This window comes from Saccharospirillum alexandrii (assembly GCF_004000275.1).
Lineage (GTDB): Bacteria > Pseudomonadota > Gammaproteobacteria > Pseudomonadales > Natronospirillaceae > Saccharospirillum > Saccharospirillum alexandrii.
Map to the genome: position 1 here is coordinate 385,932 of NZ_RCIP01000001.1, position 16,190 is coordinate 402,121.

General features: G+C 57.9%; 11 protein-coding genes. 6 read left to right on the plus strand and 5 right to left on the minus strand.

Annotation, left to right across the window (positions count from 1 at the left end):
* The first annotated feature begins 58 nt into the window (after positions 1–58).
* Both EP166_RS01875 and EP166_RS01880 read left to right on the plus strand, forming a co-directional pair.
* Complete coding sequence (locus EP166_RS01875; protein WP_127555114.1) at positions 59–727, plus strand: hypothetical protein; 669 nt, start codon at positions 59–61, stop codon at positions 725–727.
* A 378-nt stretch (positions 728–1,105) separates the two neighbouring features.
* Entirely contained in the window at positions 1,106–4,375 is a 3,270-nt protein-coding gene (locus EP166_RS01880) for a S8 family serine peptidase (protein WP_127555115.1), read from the plus strand.
* A 72-nt stretch (positions 4,376–4,447) separates the two neighbouring features.
* On the opposite strand, the gene EP166_RS01885 is transcribed toward EP166_RS01880, so the two are convergent.
* Complete coding sequence (locus EP166_RS01885) at positions 4,448–4,972, minus strand: META domain-containing protein (protein WP_127555116.1); 525 nt, start codon at positions 4,970–4,972, stop codon at positions 4,448–4,450.
* 262 nt (positions 4,973–5,234) lie between these two features.
* Between EP166_RS01885 and EP166_RS01890 the strand changes: the two genes are divergently transcribed.
* The gene (locus EP166_RS01890) at positions 5,235–5,549 is read left to right on the plus strand and encodes a hypothetical protein (RefSeq protein ID WP_028669587.1); all 315 of its coding nucleotides are present in this window, start codon (positions 5,235–5,237) and stop codon (positions 5,547–5,549) included.
* Between the two features lie 161 nt (positions 5,550–5,710).
* On the opposite strand, the gene EP166_RS01895 is transcribed toward EP166_RS01890, so the two are convergent.
* Entirely contained in the window at positions 5,711–6,445 is a 735-nt protein-coding gene (locus EP166_RS01895; RefSeq protein WP_127555117.1) for a VC0807 family protein, read from the minus strand.
* 121 nt (positions 6,446–6,566) lie between these two features.
* Between EP166_RS01895 and EP166_RS01900 the strand changes: the two genes are divergently transcribed.
* Entirely contained in the window at positions 6,567–7,121 is a 555-nt protein-coding gene (locus EP166_RS01900) for a mechanosensitive ion channel family protein (RefSeq protein ID WP_246026196.1), read from the plus strand.
* Here the strand turns inward: EP166_RS01900 and EP166_RS01905 are convergent.
* Positions 7,059–8,318: an MFS transporter gene (locus tag EP166_RS01905; protein WP_127555119.1), complete on the minus strand. Its 1,260-nt coding sequence runs from the start codon at positions 8,316–8,318 to the stop codon at positions 7,059–7,061. The two genes, EP166_RS01900 and EP166_RS01905, sit on opposite strands and share 63 nt — an antisense overlap.
* A 280-nt stretch (positions 8,319–8,598) precedes the next feature.
* On the opposite strand from EP166_RS01905, the gene EP166_RS01910 reads away from it, so the two are divergent.
* The gene (locus EP166_RS01910; protein ID WP_127555120.1) at positions 8,599–9,816 is read left to right on the plus strand and encodes an MFS transporter; all 1,218 of its coding nucleotides are present in this window, start codon (positions 8,599–8,601) and stop codon (positions 9,814–9,816) included.
* Positions 9,817–9,831: 15 nt separating this feature from the next.
* The gene (locus tag EP166_RS01915; protein WP_127555121.1) at positions 9,832–11,637 is read left to right on the plus strand and encodes an ABC transporter ATP-binding protein; all 1,806 of its coding nucleotides are present in this window, start codon (positions 9,832–9,834) and stop codon (positions 11,635–11,637) included.
* A gap of 8 nt (positions 11,638–11,645) precedes the next feature.
* Here EP166_RS01915 and EP166_RS01920 read toward each other — a convergent pair whose 3' ends face one another.
* On the minus strand, positions 11,646–14,726 hold the full coding sequence (locus EP166_RS01920) for an efflux RND transporter permease subunit (protein WP_127555122.1): 3,081 nt from the start codon (positions 14,724–14,726) through the stop codon (positions 11,646–11,648).
* Positions 14,726–15,991 carry an efflux RND transporter periplasmic adaptor subunit gene (locus EP166_RS01925; protein WP_164743777.1) on the minus strand — a complete coding sequence of 422 codons (1,266 nt, stop codon included), beginning with the start codon at positions 15,989–15,991 and terminating at the stop codon, positions 14,726–14,728. The genes EP166_RS01920 and EP166_RS01925 overlap by 1 nt, the downstream gene beginning before the upstream one ends.
* Positions 15,992–16,190: the final 199 nt, after the last annotated feature.

Below are 16,190 nucleotides of genomic sequence, written 5' to 3' on the forward strand. Positions count from 1 at the left end.
CCGCCTCAGGTTGCCATATCAGTCGTACCATGCCGAATAACAGGAGTTTCATGCACACATGACCGTTGGTGTATCGTATACGCACAAAACCGTCCTCATTCTGGGCTTGGCTACCGGCGGCCTGACAATCGCAACCGCTAGCCAGGCTGAAACCTTTGCCGAATCCATCCGGGAATGCCGTTCACTAACCGACCAGCAGCAACGCTACCAGTGTTACGATGACGCTGAGCAAGTGCTGGCCGATGCGCAGAACGTATCGCGTGACATCGGCAAGTTCGATTACGAATCAAATTCTGACCCCATCACCGGGCAAACCGAGCATTCAGTGTTCCTGCGGTCGGATCGCGGCCTGAACCGCCGTCGTAACCCGATCGAACTGGAGCTCACCTGTGATTCAACTCAACCAGGCGATTACCAGCTCGTGCTCAATTGGGGGGAGTTCCTGCCCAGCAATGAGCCCGAGGTGACTACCCGTATTGGCCAGGGTGAATCGGTCACCGGAACCTGGGAAACCGATCGTTTCCGTGAACGCACCATTTTTCCTGGCGTTGCAGCGGGGTTTTCCAAGGTCGAACTGGTTAATCAACTTGAGACCGAAACCGAGGCAGGCAACGCCACGCTGGTGTTTCGAACCACTCCCTATAACTACAGCCCCATTACTGCGGTGTTTGATATGACCGGTTTTACCGAGGTCATTGAGCCGATGCGAACGTCCTGCCAGTTTTAACGGCCGACCGATGACGCCGCTGTTCAACGGGCGTCATCAATCCTCTCTGTAAGCGCCCCTTTACAAATCACCCAGCAAATTATTGTGCTAATTCGGTCTCAGTTTCACCACTCAGGTTTCCGCAACCCACTGCAAGCTGCTAGCGTGCTTTAAGCATCCGTTTTGCGGCCGGTCTTCAATCCATTGACGGATTGTTGCGTGAATCGGGCAAGGATGCAGGCGTTTTGTCGGAAGGTGGCGCTCCAGCGCGCGACTGATCTGGGTCCCCAAAAGGTCGCCAGGGCAGCGCATTGCTGGGTCATGTTGTCTCCAGGCCTGTGAATACGGTGTTCCTGGAAGGGCTCCGTGTTTCTCAACTTCGACAAACAAGGAACTGACATGACCCTGTCTCAATTTACCCTGCGGCACAGTCGCAGATGGTCTGGGGCCTCGCTGTATGCAGTGATAGCGGGGCTCTGCCTGTCACTGGTCGCGGCAACTGCCCTGGCCGAATCTGAAATTTCCGAACGCAACCTCTCAGGCCAGCGAAATGTGCTGGAGAAAACACCCCCGTCAGCATCGGGCAATGCAGCAGGCATTCAGCCATTCAGCCGCTTTGCCGAACCCTTGAACCGATACATCATCACCGGCGATGCCGCTGCCGTGGCGCGGTATCGCGGTGACGTATCCGGCTACCAGGCGACCAGCCCGGAAGGCCGCGCTTCGCTGAATGTGCAAACCCCCGAAGTGAGGGCCTACGGGCAGTACCTGGCGTCTCAGCAGGCCAAGTTGCTGCAGCAAATCTCTCTGCGCCTAGGTCGTTCGGTTGAGGTCATCGACCAGTTCCACCTCGCCGTCAACGCGGTGGTGGTGGAATTGACCGACACTGAGGCCAGCCAACTGGCAAGCTTGCCGGGCATTCGCAGCATTCACAAAGATGAACTGCGACAACTGACACGAACCCCCGGCGATGCGTCTGGTTTTGCCTTGCCCGATACGGGTAATACCGATTCGACAGGCTGGCTGTGGTGGTCTGTGGTGGTCACGCTGAGTCTGGTGCTGGCAACGCTGGTCTGGGCGCTGGCAACCGGGCGACTGAATCGTCGGCATGGCCTGACCGCCTCCTTGCTGGCCACTCTGGGTCTTGCCGGGTGCTTGTGGGAAGGCGGGTTTGCCTGGATTGGAGCACCTGAAGTCTGGCGCGGTGTGGCAGGCCAGGCCGGTACCCGGGGTGAAGGCGTGGTGGTCGGTATTATTGATACCGGCATCAACCCGGTCAGTGATTCTTTTGCCGAGGTCGATGGCGACGGCTACCGGCATCGCAACCCGAAAAGCGGGTATCTGGGCGTCTGTGATCCCGATTCAGGGGTGTACGATCCCGACTTTCCCTGTAACGGCAAGCTGATCGGCGCCTGGGGGTATGAGCTGATCAACGAGGGCAGCCCGCGCGATACCGATGGTCACGGCTCACATACTGCAGGAACCGCAGCGGGTAACCTGGTGTACAACGCAACGGTTACCGCACCTACCGGATTCACTCTGACCAAACACATTGCCGGGGTGGCGCCGCGCGCCAATGTGGTTGCCTACAGTGTATGCGCAGAAGCCGGGTGTTACCTCAGTGCCATTCTGTTCGCGATCAACCAGGCCATCGCCGACGGCGTCGATGTGATCAACTATTCCATAGGCGGTGGGGCCTCCGACCCCTGGGGCGATCCGGATTCCCTGGCCTTTTTGGCTGCGATGGACGCCGGGATATTTGTCGCCACCTCAGCCGGCAATTCCGGGCCGGATTTCGCGACCCTGGGTAACCCGGCCGATGCGCCCTGGGTCACCTCGGTTGCCGCCAGCGCGCACCCCCTATTCTACAAAAATACCCTGGTGGATCTGAGTGGAGGACTGGAATCGCCACCGGTGGAGATTGTGGGGCAGGGTGTTTCACCAGGGTACGGTCCGGCGCCCATTATTGACGCGGCTGATTTCGGCAACCCTTTGTGCCTGGCCGATGAGTTCAGCGCCCGGTTTAACGGTGAAATCGTTCTGTGTGAAGCCGGTGAAATCGGCCGGGTTGCCAAAGGTGAGCATGTTGCCGCCAACGGCGGCGGTGCGATGATTCTCACGCGGGAGCCTACCACGCCGGATGGATCGGGCTATCTGGAGACGGATGCACATGCCTTACCCGCGACTCAAATCACCTTTACCGATGCCACTCTGCTGCGGGAGTGGCTGGCTTCGGGGAATGACCACCAGGGCCGACTGACGGGTACCAAAATGGTGTATAAACCGGAAACGGCCGATGTACTGGCGTATTTCAGTTCGCGTGGGGTAAACCCGTCTGTGCCCAGTGTGGTTAAGCCGAATATCACGGCTCCGGGCAGAGCCATTTTTGCGGCCTTTCACGAGGGCTACAGCGATGCCGAACAGGACTACAACGTCATTCAAGGTACCTCGATGTCGAGCCCGCACATAGCCGGAGCGGGCGCCTTGCTGACCGCCTTGCATCCGGACTGGACGCCGATGCAGATTCAGTCTGCAATGATGACAACCGCCGTTAAAGAGCACCTTAAGGAGGATGGAACGCGTCAGGCCGATCCGTTTGACATGGGTGGCGGCCGCATCGATTTGCCCCGAGCCGCTCAGGCTGCGCTGGTTCTCGATGAGCACCTCGATGCCTTTCTGGCAGCCGATCCGTTCGTAGGTGGCGAGCCTTCAGTGCTGAACCTGACCGGGCTCGGGCAGGCAAGGTGCGTGGTGACTTGCCAGTGGACTCGCACGGTAACCAACGTATCGAACCAGAGCACACACTGGCGGGCCCAGCGACAGCCAGGCCTTGCCGTTTCTCCGCAACGCTTTCGGTTGGCTCCGGGCGAAAGCCAAGTCCTGACCATTGAAGCGGATGCAGCGGACGCGCCGATCGGTGAGTGGCAGTATGCCCAGATGGGGCTTGAATCGCTGACTCGTCATGTGCCCGACGTCCATTTTCCGGTGGCAATTCAACCCGCGCTGAGCAATCTGCCCGGCGCCATTACCATTACCGCGCCGCTGGCCAGTGATGTCGTCCGTCTCGATGGGTTGAAGGCGGTGGAGATCAGCTCAGCCGAGGTCAGCATGACCGGTCTGGCCCAATCGACCGCCACGGAGGCTGCCCTGGTGTCAGATCCAACCAACGACAACCCCTTCGACGGGTTTGACCCCACGGTTGATGGCACCTTCTTTTTCACCCTGGAGGTACCTGAAAACGCCACGCGGTTTGTGGCCGAAGTGTCGGCGTCTGAGTCCGGTGACCTGGATGTCTTCGTGGGCTCTGGCGATTCTCCGGGTTTTGGAAGCCTGATCGACTATGCGGCCACCGGCTCAGCGCTCGAGTATATCAACATTGAGAACCCGCCTGCGGGCACTCTGTGGGTGGTCGTGCAGAACTGGGAAGCCGGGCATGCAGAGCCCCAGGCACTGACGATTCACACCGCCGCTGTGACGGGCGATGAGGGTAACCTCACTGTGGATGTGCCCGTCGCTGTACCTGCCGGTGAAACCTTCAGCGTGGACCTGGGCTTCAATCTGCCAGACTCAGTTGCGGGTGAGCGCTATTACGGCTCATTCAGTCTTGGAACCGACGGCTCGAACCCTGGAAATCTGGGAACAGTGCTGGTGGATCTGGTTCGCCAGTAAAGGCTGGATCAACAGCAGTTTCAAGGGCCCTGTACGGGCCCTTTTTTTATTATTGGACTGACCGGTAAGGGCCTAATTACGTTGGCCGTTTCCCTCGCTTTCCTCCTCCGATACAGCGATAAAAACACTTACGCCACCGTCATGGGGTTGTCTGAGCATCAGCTGTTCACCGTTGAATGACCACTGTGCGGCCGATTCAATGGCGTTAACGTAGGGTCGCTCCAGGCTGCCTTTCGGGCATAGGGCGCGTGTACCGATCATGGGTCCGGTTGAAAATACCGTGTCGGTCAGCCGAACGGAGGCCGCATAGTTATTGCAGTCAGCTTTCAGGCTGATTCGCCCTTCGCTGTTGAACCGGAGCAGATAGCGGCTCGGGGTGTCCGGCTGCACCCGGGAACCGTCTTCATTGAGGCTGTATTGCCACTGAAAGACCCGGCTGATAAGCCGGTGTGCCGGTTGCGATTCGGCTGGCCGGGTCTCGATCGTCGATTCGGCCGGTGTCGTGGTGATACCGGTGTCTGCGGCGGTGACACAAGCCGTCAATAACAGGCATGCAACCAGGCCCCCGGCGTCTTTTGGCAGGCGGGTCAATATCATGAATCAACTCCATTGGCAGACCGTTGAGTTCAGTGTAGACCCCACTGACTGAACGGCAGGTGAACCATGATCTGCTGGTTGTGAAGAGTATTGAGTGTCGGGGCGATAGGCCCCCAGGCCCCGTTATTTGGCGGATGCGCCGCTTTCTAGTATGGTGTAGGGGATTGCGTTCGCAATCGGTCTATCCACGCAGCCACCCTGAGAGCCTCGGGTGGTTCTGCACGCTGCTTCCGATCGAGGCTCTTAAGAGCGAGGTAAGGCTATGAATGATGTAAGACAGTTCGAGCTGATCGTTTCTGAATCGTTTGATTTCGGCGCCCTGGAAATAAGTCGTGATGAGGAGGGTGAATTGCAAGCTAACCTGGAGCCTATTGCCGATATCCTGTCGGCCTCGGGCATTGAAGAAGGGTTGTTGAACAACAACGACGTGTTATCAACGTTGATCAGCACTCTGTACGATTTTCATTTGCAGAATGGTGGCCCGGCAGACCTCGAAATCGAGCGATTCCGTGCTGTCCAGGAAGCAACACAGGAATACGGTCGCGCCGGCGTTGTCGGCAGTGCGACCTTGCACTGATAGATCAGTATCGAGGGGTATATCCACCGACCTGCAGTGAGTCAGGGGATAGTGAGTCAGGAGGTGCGTTCTCTGGTTGATGGCTAACCGGTAAGTGCCACTCATACATTCGATACGCTCAAGGCGGGGATTCCCCGCCTTTTTTATGCCTGTTGCTGTGGTTATTTGGGCTCTGTCGCTTCTTTGTCGTTGTCTTTGGCGGACTGTTGTTCAACCAGCAAAGACTCGAGATCCAGTCCGGTCAGTTTCTTGAGCCGGTAAAGCAGAAAAAAGATAGCAATCATCAGTACAACGGTGCTGGGCAACGCGATGACCGGATAACTCAGGGCCGTCATTTTCCCCAGCTCTTCGCTGAACGCCGTGGTTCCAGGCGGGCTGACGAGAATTATTCTGGCCAGCACATAATTCAGTACGGATGACAAAAAGAAGGAGGTGGCAACAATATAGGAAACCAGCGACAGGCTTTGTTCGAGTTGCCGGTGGGTGCCGCGTTGGTCGAGTGCCTGGTTGACGCGATCTATGGCAATCAACTGAGCGTTGAAAATAAGCGTGCGCACCAGCGGCCACCGGGTTTTCTGGCTAATCAGCACGGCCAGGCCCAACAGGCCGGGAATGGCGGCTTCTTTAATGGCTATGTATTTCGGGTCGAGTTGCAGCAGGCTGATGCCACCCGTCAGAAACACACTGATCACACCAATAACCGACATGGCGTTCAGTTTGCCCGTCTGGCGCATTTCCCAGAGGCCATAACCAATTGGGAAGGCCAGGGCGACCACGATGCTCCAGGCAGGGCCGAGCCGGTCTGGCCCGCTGAATTTGCTGAGTATCACGACGGGGATGATGATGTTGAACAGCAGATTACTGAAAAAACCGCCGCGTTGTGGTTGCTGAGTCAAAGCCTATCTCTCGACGTACTGATGATTTGCGGTAAAGTGTAAGCAATTCATGAGCCTGAGGCACCCGATATCGGGTCTGAAGGTCGTAAACTCTCATCGTTCTGGCAAGGAGTCTTCGCAAGTGTCCTGGCAATACGTGGTTTTTCTTGCGCTGTTAGTCGGCTTTTTCATCACCCACAAGTCCCTGAACTATTTCATCCGTCGCTGGGTCGAAACCAAGGATGTACCGGTGCAACGCAAGGCGCTGGTGCGCAAATTGCTGCGAACGGTGCATGCCGTCAGCTACCTGATCGCGGTGGGGCTGACGTTTGGCATTGAATACGGCGAGCTCACGGTATTTCTGTCGTCGCTGTTTGCGGTCATCGGCATTGCGATGTTCGCCCAATGGTCAATTCTCAGTAATCTGACCGCCAGCATGATCATCTTTTTCCAGTTTCCGTACCGGATTGGTGACCGCGTTCGAATTCTCAATGCCGATTTTGATCTGACCGGTGAGATCGAGGAGATATCCTCCTTTCACGTCATGATCCGGCACGATAAGGGCGATTTGATGACCTTCCCTAATTCGCTGATGCTGCAGACGCCGGTCATCAAGCTTTCGGGCAGTAAAACCTCAGTGATCAATCGGGTTGATGTCGATCTGGCGCCGCCCGAGACGCCGGGAGGCGCCGTATAACAAACTCAACACGGCGATAAAGACCATCAGAAAGGCGGGCACAATTTCCAGCGACAGGCGGTCGGCCAATACGCCGGCCAGGGCCGGCAGGCAGGCTGCGCCAATGCCCGCTGCGGCAATCTGCATGCCCATGGTGTTGGCGAGGTGGGCCTCGCCAACTCGCAAACGCGTGCCTGATACCAGGCCGGGAAACACGGGAGCGAAGGCAAAACCGACCACGCCAATGGCCATTAAACCCACCCAGGCCACCGGGTTCCAGGCAAGCAAAACCGCACCGGCCAGCGCCAGAATCAGGCTGTAAGAGACCAGGCGGTGGTTGCCCAGGTGATTGGCAAACACACCGGCAACCATGCGGCCCAGCGTAAACATGCCCCAGTAAATGGCGATCCACAGACCTGCGGCAGCAGCCTCTACCCCGCGGGATTCGGTCAGCAGTGAATACCCCCACAAACCCAGTGTCAGCTCCAGCCCGGTATAGGCGAAAAACAGGCCCATGCTTAGCCAAACTGCCGGTGTTGCGAGGGAGGAGGCGAAACTGGCGGACGTTCTTTCCGAATGCGGTTCAGCGTCTGTTGCCGGGTGTGACAAGGCGACTTTACCGGCGTCCTCGGTCAGGCTGGGCTCAGCTTTGGTGGGTGCGGGTGCTTCCCACAGCGTCGCAGAGACGAAGAAACAGATGCCCAGAAAGATCTGGGCACTGCCGACCAGCCAATAGCCGGGCGACCACTGCCCGGTCAGATTGAGCATGGCGGTCATGATCAGCGGACCCAACGTGATGCCTACGCCAAAACTGGCGTGCAACCACTGCATCAGCCGCTCGCTGTAATGTTCGGCAACGTAAGTATTCAGGCCGGCATCAATGGCTCCGGCGCCCACACCCACCAGCGTGCCAAGAATCACGAAAGCGGCCCAGACAGGAACCACTGTAAAGGCCAGCAGGGCGGCGCCTGTAAGCGTGCAACTGATGGCCAGCAGCCGTCCGATGCCGAAAAAGCGACTGACCGCTCCGCTGAAAAAGCTGCTGATCATATAGCCGGTTGTGGTCGCCACCAGCAGCCAGCCCAGGGCATCCAGAGGCTGCTCGAAATCAGCCCGGATACCGGGCCAGGCAACGCCCAGCAAGCCGTCGGGCAGGCCCAGCGAAATAAAGGCAATGAAGCACAGGCAGATAAGAATCAAACGGCGGCGGTCGGTCATGCTTCACTCCAAAACAGGGGAGACACCAGGTCAGGCCGTCGACTCCCTAAGACGCTGACGGGCAAATGACTATATCGATTAAGAAACCCGCCAGCAATATACGGCAGTGCGGTCTTTCTTCCCGCCATCCCTGGGACTTGGAGGCCTGAGGCGGTTTTGTTGGGATGCCTGACGTACTGGGACGAAGCGTTCTGAACGTTGTTCTCCTTCCCGGGTCGGAGTATCGTTCCGGGCCTGTTTTCTTTCAATCTGTCAGTCTGGTGCCTGTCGGAGACGTGTCATGAAAGGTCGTTTGATGCCGGTGTTGCCGGTACTGATCAGTGCGTGTTTGCTGTTGATGTTGTCGTTCGGGTATCGGGCCGGGTTTGGACTTTTTATGCAGCCCATTTCCGAAGCGCGGGGCTGGGGCCGTGATGTGCTGTCACTGGCGCTGGCGGTACAGAACCTCGCCTGGGGTGTGATTGCCATTTTTGCCGGTGGCCTGGCCGACCGGTTTGGCAATCTTAAGGTGCTGTTGGCCGGCGTGTTGTGTTACGCCGCAGGCATGTGGGGCATGTCGTATTCGACCACTGAGCTGGCCATGGTCTCCACCGCTGGTCTATTAGTGGGTGCCGGTGTGGCGGGTACTGCCTTTGGCATTGTCCTGCCGGCGCTGGCGCGCGCGGTTCCGGAAGACCGCCGGGGCTGGGCGTTGGGGGTTGGTACCGCGGCTGGCAGCTTTGGCCAGTTTCTGGTGGTGCCGCTGATGCAGGAACTGGTCGATCTGGCTGGCTGGTTCCGGGCCCTGCAATGGCTGAGTGCATCGGCGTTCATCATGGCCGTACTGGCGTTGCCGCTGGCGCCTTACGGGGGTGCCAACGACACCTCCAGCCCCAAAATCGACGCTTCACTCTGGACCATTCTCAAGCGGGCGTTGAAGGTGCGCTCCTATACCTTGCTGGTGCTGGGCTTTTTCGTTTGTGGTTTTCACGTTGCCTTTATTACCGTACACATGCCCGGCTATGTGGTTGACCTTGGCTTCGATGCGAAGGTCGGTGCCTGGAGTATCAGTCTGATCGGCCTATGCAACGTCGTCGGCGCTTACGTGGCCGGCGTGCAAAGCAGCCTGCGCCCCAAACGAACCATTCTGGCATTTATATACCTGGGTCGGGTGGTGGCCATTACCGCCTTTTTGCTGATTCCGGTGTCGCTGGTAACCATACTGGTGTTCAGTGCCACCATGGGCTTCCTGTGGCTGGCGACGGTACCGCCGACCTCAGGCCTGGTTGCCGTATTGTTTGGTACGCGTTACATGACCTTTCTGTACGGTGTTGTGTTTTTCAGTCACCAGGTCGGTAGTTTCAGCGGCGTTTGGTTGGGGGGCTGGCTGTATAAAAACTATCAGAGTTACGACGGCATCTGGATTGCGGGTATTGTGCTCGGCCTTATTGCTGCCTGGCTCCACTGGCCCATTGAAGAGAAAGATTCCATCGCTCGCATTCAGCAGGCATCGACTTAATTGTTAAGGACGCACATGACGTTTATTGCACCGGCAACCAGTTTTCAATCACTCATTCGGCTGTTGAAATACGCGCGCGGTTACCGGCGACGCATTATTGCCGCGACGGTGTGTTCCGCGCTGAACAAGCTGTTTGATATCGCACCGGAAATTCTGATTGGTATTGCCATCGATGTGGTGGTGAATCAGGAAGCCAGTTTTGTCGCCCAGCTTGGGCTGGTTACACCCCAGTCGCAGATCATTGCGCTGGCGGTGCTGACTTTTGTGATCTGGGCCGGGGAGTCCCTGTTCGAGTATCTGTACATGATTCTGTGGCGCAATCTCGCGCAGCACCTTCAAGCTGACATTCGGCAGGATGCCTACGAGCACATTCAAAGACAGGACATGAGTTTCTTTGAATCGCGCAGCAGTGGGCAATTAATTTCGGTCTTGAACGATGACGTCAACCAATTGGAACGGTTTCTCGACGGCGGCGCCAACGACATCATTCAGGTGCTGGTGACCGTTGTCGCCGTGGGTGCGGTTTTTTTCGTGCTGTCACCGCTCATTGCCTTTCTCGCGTTCACGCCGATCCCGCTGATCATCTGGGGAGCGTTCTACTTTCAGAAAAAAGCCATGCCCCTGTATGCGGATGTGCGTGAGCGGGTCGGTGTGCTGGCGACCCGTCTGAGCAATAACATTGGCGGCATGGCGACCATCAAATCCTTTACCGCTGAAGAGCGGGAAGCCAAACAGATTCGCGCCGACAGCGATGCCTATGCCGAAGCAAACCGCCGGGCCATTGCCATCAGTTCGGCATTTATTCCGATAATCCGCATGGCCATTTTAACCGGCTTTTTGTTTACCTTTGTTGTCGGTGGCTTTCAGGTCTTGAACGGCGTGCTCGGTGTGGGTGCCTATGGTGTGCTGGTGTTTCTGACCCAGCGTCTGCTATGGCCCCTGACTGAACTGGCACAAACCATTGATTTGTTTGAACGTGCCATGGCCAGCACCCGCCGCATTCTGGTGCTGATTCACACCGACGTATCGGTTCCGGACGATGGCGACCAGGTATTCAACGGCCCGGTAGCGGGCCGGGTTCAGTTCAAGCAGGTTTTTTTCGAGTATGGTCAGAGTGGTGCCGGTGTCCATGACGTCAGCATTGAGGTGCCCGCCGGTAAGACTCTGGCCCTGGTTGGGGCAACCGGGTCGGGTAAGTCGACGCTGATGAAACTGCTGCTGCGCTTTTACGAACCCCGCGAAGGGCAGATTGAACTCGATGGCATACCCATCCACCAACTGTCATTGCGCGATCTGCGCACCCACATTGGCCTGGTCAGTCAGGATGTGTTCCTGTTCGATGGCACGATAGCCGACAACATTGCCTATGGCCGGCCCGATGCTAGCCTCGACGACATTCAGGCCGCTGCCGAAACAGCCGAAGCGCTGGAATTTATTGAACGACTGCCCGACCGGTTCAATACCCAGGTGGGGGAACGCGGGGTCAAGCTGTCCGGCGGTCAGCGTCAGCGTTTATCGCTGGCGCGGGCCCTGTTAAAAGACCCGGCGGTGCTGGTGCTGGATGAAGCGACCAGCGCGGTCGACAACGAAACCGAAGCAGCGATACAACGGTCGCTCGCCCACATCGCGGAAGACCGTACCGTTATTATGATCGCGCACCGGCTGTCGACCATTGTGCATGCCGATCAGATCGTGGTGCTCGAACACGGCCGCATTGTGGAGCAGGGCACCCACGCCAGTCTGCTGACGGGTGAGGGTGCTTACTGGTCTCAGTGGCAGGTACAAACCGGACAGTTGGCTCAGGCGGAGTTGGATCGGTAACCATCCTGTCAGACATTAACCGCCCGGGTTGCCGGCGGGTCGTCGTTGCGGCTACTGGCCCAATCGGTGAGCTGCCCGATCTTATAAAGCAGCACCGGCACCATCAGTAAAATCAGCAGGGTGCCAAAACCCAGACCAAACACCAGCCCTACGGCAATGGGTTTGAGCAGGGCCGCATCGATGCTGGTTTCGAACAGCAGTGGTGACAGGCCGGCCATGGTGGTGATCGACGTCAGGATGACCGGACGCAAGCGCGACGTTGCTGCCGCCACGGTGGCCTCGTAAAGAGACTGACCCTGGGCGTGCAAGCGACGGAACACCGCTACCAGAATAATCGAATCGTTAATGACAATGCCGGAGAGGCCGATCAACCCGAAGATCGAAATCGTAGATAACGGCATGTCCATGATCCAGTGGCCGGCTACCGCACCAATCAACCCGAAAGGCACGGTGATCAGCACCGCAAAAGGCCAGAGCCAGGATTCAAACACCCAGGCCAGAATAAAATAAATGAGAACGATGGATATCAGTACCGAGACCAGGGTGTCGCTGAAAAACGCATCCAGTTCTTCGGCCTGGCCTTCGATGGCGTAATCGACCGGGAACTGAGACGTTACTATTGGCATGATGTCGGACTCCAGTACGTCATACAGATCCGATAACTGATCGCCACTGTAACTGCCGGAGACGGTAACCGACAGGACACCGTTGCGGGCACTGATCCGGTCGAGCCCCTTCTGATAGGAAAAATCAACCAGGCTACCCAGTGGCAGGGTGCTGCCGTCACTCACCTGAATCGGCAACGATTGTAACCAGCTTTCGCTCTCACGCTGTCGATCCTCCAGTTGCAGCCGAACCGGGATTTGTTCAAAGCCGGTTTCTACGGTATACAGTTCGAGACCGGAGAGTTGAGAGGAAACCTGATGCGCCACATCGCTGATTTCAATGGCAGCGGCTTCAGCGGCGCGGGTTCGCGTTAGCTGGTACTGCTGGGCGTCGAAGGGCAGGTCATCGGTCACGTCGCTGAGGTTCGACAGCGTTTGCAGCTGAGCCTGTAGCAATAGTGACGCTTCTTTCAGCTCGTCAATGTCGTTGCCTTCAAGTCGAATCGACAGGTCGCCACCACCGCCCGGACCCCGAAACGACCGGCCTGTGGAAAAGCTGCGCACGACGGCGGGCAAGTCATAGTTCTGCTGTACGCGTTGCAGTATCTCAGCGTTGGTCAGTGGCCGATCGGTGTCACTGGTCAGCGAAATGTTCAATTCGGCGCGACTGGGTACATCGAGCTGGTTGTACTCGTGGACCATAGTATCGATCAGGCCGCCACCGACGGATGAGTCGATGTCCTTGACTACGGCTTCGAGTTCATCCAGTGCCTGCTCCGCCTCAGCGAGGCTGGTGCCATCAAGCAGGTCGAGCGAGACGCTCATGGTCGGCTGATCCAGAGACGGCGACGCCTCGAAAGCGATTTTGCCGCTGGTGACGGCCCCCAGTGCGAACAGGCTGATCATTGCCAGCGCCGCGATAAAAACGGCGCCATTGCGGATCGACAAGGCCACCAGGGTGCGAAAGGGGCCGTCGCGGAATTTCCCGAAGGCTGCGTCAAACCCCGCCCGCCAGGCACTGGGTTCACGCATGCGTTTGTGGTGGCCCAGGTGGCCGGGCAAAATGATGAAACACTCAATCAGCGAGGCGACAATGGCGGCGGTGACGACGATGGGAATGTCGATCAGAAAGTTGCCAAAGCTGCCGCCAATCAGCATCAGCGGTAAAAAAGCCGCAATGGTCGTCAGGCTCGACGCTACCACGGCGGGCATCATGCGCAGGGCTGCTGTTTTGGCGGCCTCTCTGGGGGCCAGCCCTTCGGATTCCAGTGCTGCCGTGTCTTCGGCCACCACAATGGCATCGTCGACGATAATGCCAATGGCGATGATGAACCCGAACAGGCTGATGGTGTTAATGGTGGTGTCGGTATACCCCATAAACGCCAGGGTGCCCATGAACGAAATGGGAATGCCCGCCGCGACCCATACAGCCAGGCGGGTGCGCAGGAAAACAAACAACACCAGTATGACCAGAATCATGCCACCGATGCCATTGGTCAGCACCAGGTTCAACTGAGCTTCGACCACGCGCCAGACTTCGTTGTAGGCGTGAAAACCAACGCCATAGGGCAGTTCCAGTGCGAAGTCGCTCATCCATTGATCAAGCAGTTCCGCGTTTTCCAGCGTATCTTCTCCGGCGACGCGTTCAATCTCGAGCTTGATGGCGGGCACCCCCTGGTAACGCAGAATGTCGGCGGTGTCGAACCGCTCTTCTACGCTGGCCACTTGCGATAGGCGCACCACACCACCGTCCGCATTCTGGGCAACAATGGCATCTTGTAAATCCGAGACTGTCCAATCGGGGGCGTCGGTGACCAATGCTGTGGTGTTCTGGCCGACCGTGACTGACCCTGCCGTTGAGATGGCAAACTGGGTGCTTAGGCGGGTGGCCAGGGTGTCCAGCGTGATGCCGAGCGAGTTCAGGGCGGCAAGGTCAATGGTGATCAGCCGTTCGCGACCGGGCACACCATCCAGCTCAACCGTCGCCATGCCCCGGTTCAGTAGCGTCTGTCGGGCTTCATAGCCGATAGCCGCGAGTTCGCTGCGTTGCACATCGCCGTATATCAACACACTGGCGACGGGTTCAGTAATCTCGATGGCTTCAACGTCATCCACCTCGGCCCCGTCGGGCAAATTCAGCCCATCGATGGCTTCTTCCAGGGCGGTCAGGCCTTCAGCGGCGGTGTAGCTGTCGGACACCCGGGCGAACAGACTGACGCCACCCTCGCGCGCCGTTGAACGCACAAAATCGAACCGCCGCGAATCCTGTATGGCGCGATCCAGCGGTTCGGCGATGCCGGTGCGCACCGCTTCGGCATCGGCATTCGGCCAGTCGATACTGGCGCGAACTATGGGCAATTCGGTATCGGGAAACAGTTGCGAGCGGACCTGTTGTAACCCCCAGATACCGGCACCGATGACGACCATCATCAATAGGTTGGCCGCGAGGCGATGGTCGAGCAGCTTAGCGTAGACACCGTTCATCAGTTGTTGTCTCCGCTGCTGATGGCGGCTGTTGCACCTGGTTCGAGCACCGTTACCGGCGTTCCGTTGGTCGGCTGTGACAGTCGGGTAGTCAGAATGGTGGCATCGGTATCCAGCGCGTCACTGTCAATCAGAGCCCATTGTTCGCCATCGCGTTGCTGGTAACCGAGTATGCGAATGGGCAGGGCTTGCAACACGCCATCGGTAATCTGGTAAATCTGATCGCCGTAATAAACCGCATCCTGAGGAATGGCAAAACTCTCGACGGCAGGCAACGTCAGACTGATTTCCAGGGTTTCATTAATCAGCACCGGAATGTTGTCTGGCAGGTTCAGTGTCAGGTCCACCGATCCGGTGTTGGACGTTGCGGCCAGGTTGTCGAGGGTCAGCGGGTAGGGCGACTTGTTCAACCAGGCCGTAGCTTCAATGTCGGTCCCGGTGATGCTTCTATAAACCCGCAGGGGGACCTGGGTGCGCACAAACAGCGAAGACCGGTCGACCAGGTTGAGCAGGGTTTCACCGGCATCTACCTGAACCTGAACCGCAGTGTCGATGGACACCACCTCGGCGCTGAATGGCGCTGTGGGGGTGAGGTCCTGTTGCTGGTCTTGCACCTGTTCAAGTGCTATCAGCGCCTGTTCCAGTTGCGATTGGCGCTGGGCAGCCTCATCGTCGTAGTTGGCAACGGTCAGTTGAGCGCTGCGCCAGGTTTGCCGGGCAGCGGCAACATTGGTCTCATTGGAAAAACCCTGTTCCAGCAGGTTTTGTTCGCGCACCAGATCCCGTTCGGCAATGGCCAGGGCTTCGAGGTTGCGTTCATGCTGACGCTCGGCGATGCGAATGCCTGCCTGTTGCTGGTCGATGTTGGCTTGTTGCTGGCGCAGCGCCCAGTCCATCGCTGGGGCGTCAATACGTAATAGAGGCTGACCTTCGGCGACCGACTCACCCGACCGGACCAGAATGTCAGTGACCCGGCCCTCCTGGGAGGCGGTAATGGTTTCCTGGCGCTTTGCCTGAACGGTTCCCAGCAGGGGGATCTGTGGCGCATGGGCGGCTCTGGATGCGTCCAGAGCTTCCACCTGAATGGCCGAGCTGTCTACGCCGTCGCGCCCCCAGCGCGACCCGGTAATGCCGGCACGCATTGACATGGCAGCGTTGCCCCGGCGTTGCTCGCTGGCCGTTGATTCTTCCGGTGCATTCATCCAGCGATAGCCGGCAAAACCAATCGCTAACAGGGCCACAACGACCACGGCTTTCTTCCACATTCTGACAGTTCCTGTTGTGTAATTGGCTCGGAGTTTACGCATCAATCGTGAAGTAAATGTGCACTGGCCGGTCAATGTTCGGTAAAAGCACCCGGTGAATGTTACTCAAACACTCTATTTTCAGGTGGGACAGTGGTATGACCGGCGTTCGCTTTCCGGTAGACTGCGATGCTCTGTTGGCTGGCTGGCGGCGCGTGCC

Bases quoted from the DNA above. Each gene is read 5' to 3' on its own strand.
- EP166_RS01875 (WP_127555114.1), top strand. From the start codon at position 59: ATGACCGTTGGTGTATCGTATACGCACAAAACCGTCCTCATTCTGGGC.
- EP166_RS01880 (WP_127555115.1), top strand. From the start codon at position 1,106: ATGACCCTGTCTCAATTTACCCTGCGGCACAGTCGCAGATGGTCTGGG.
- EP166_RS01885 (WP_127555116.1), bottom strand. From the start codon at position 4,972: ATGATATTGACCCGCCTGCCAAAAGACGCCGGGGGCCTGGTTGCATGC.
- EP166_RS01890 (WP_028669587.1), top strand. From the start codon at position 5,235: ATGAATGATGTAAGACAGTTCGAGCTGATCGTTTCTGAATCGTTTGAT.
- EP166_RS01905 (WP_127555119.1), bottom strand. From the start codon at position 8,318: ATGACCGACCGCCGCCGTTTGATTCTTATCTGCCTGTGCTTCATTGCC.
- EP166_RS01910 (WP_127555120.1), top strand. From the start codon at position 8,599: ATGAAAGGTCGTTTGATGCCGGTGTTGCCGGTACTGATCAGTGCGTGT.
- EP166_RS01915 (WP_127555121.1), top strand. From the start codon at position 9,832: ATGACGTTTATTGCACCGGCAACCAGTTTTCAATCACTCATTCGGCTG.
- EP166_RS01920 (WP_127555122.1), bottom strand. From the start codon at position 14,726: ATGAACGGTGTCTACGCTAAGCTGCTCGACCATCGCCTCGCGGCCAAC.
- EP166_RS01925 (WP_164743777.1), bottom strand. From the start codon at position 15,991: ATGTGGAAGAAAGCCGTGGTCGTTGTGGCCCTGTTAGCGATTGGTTTT.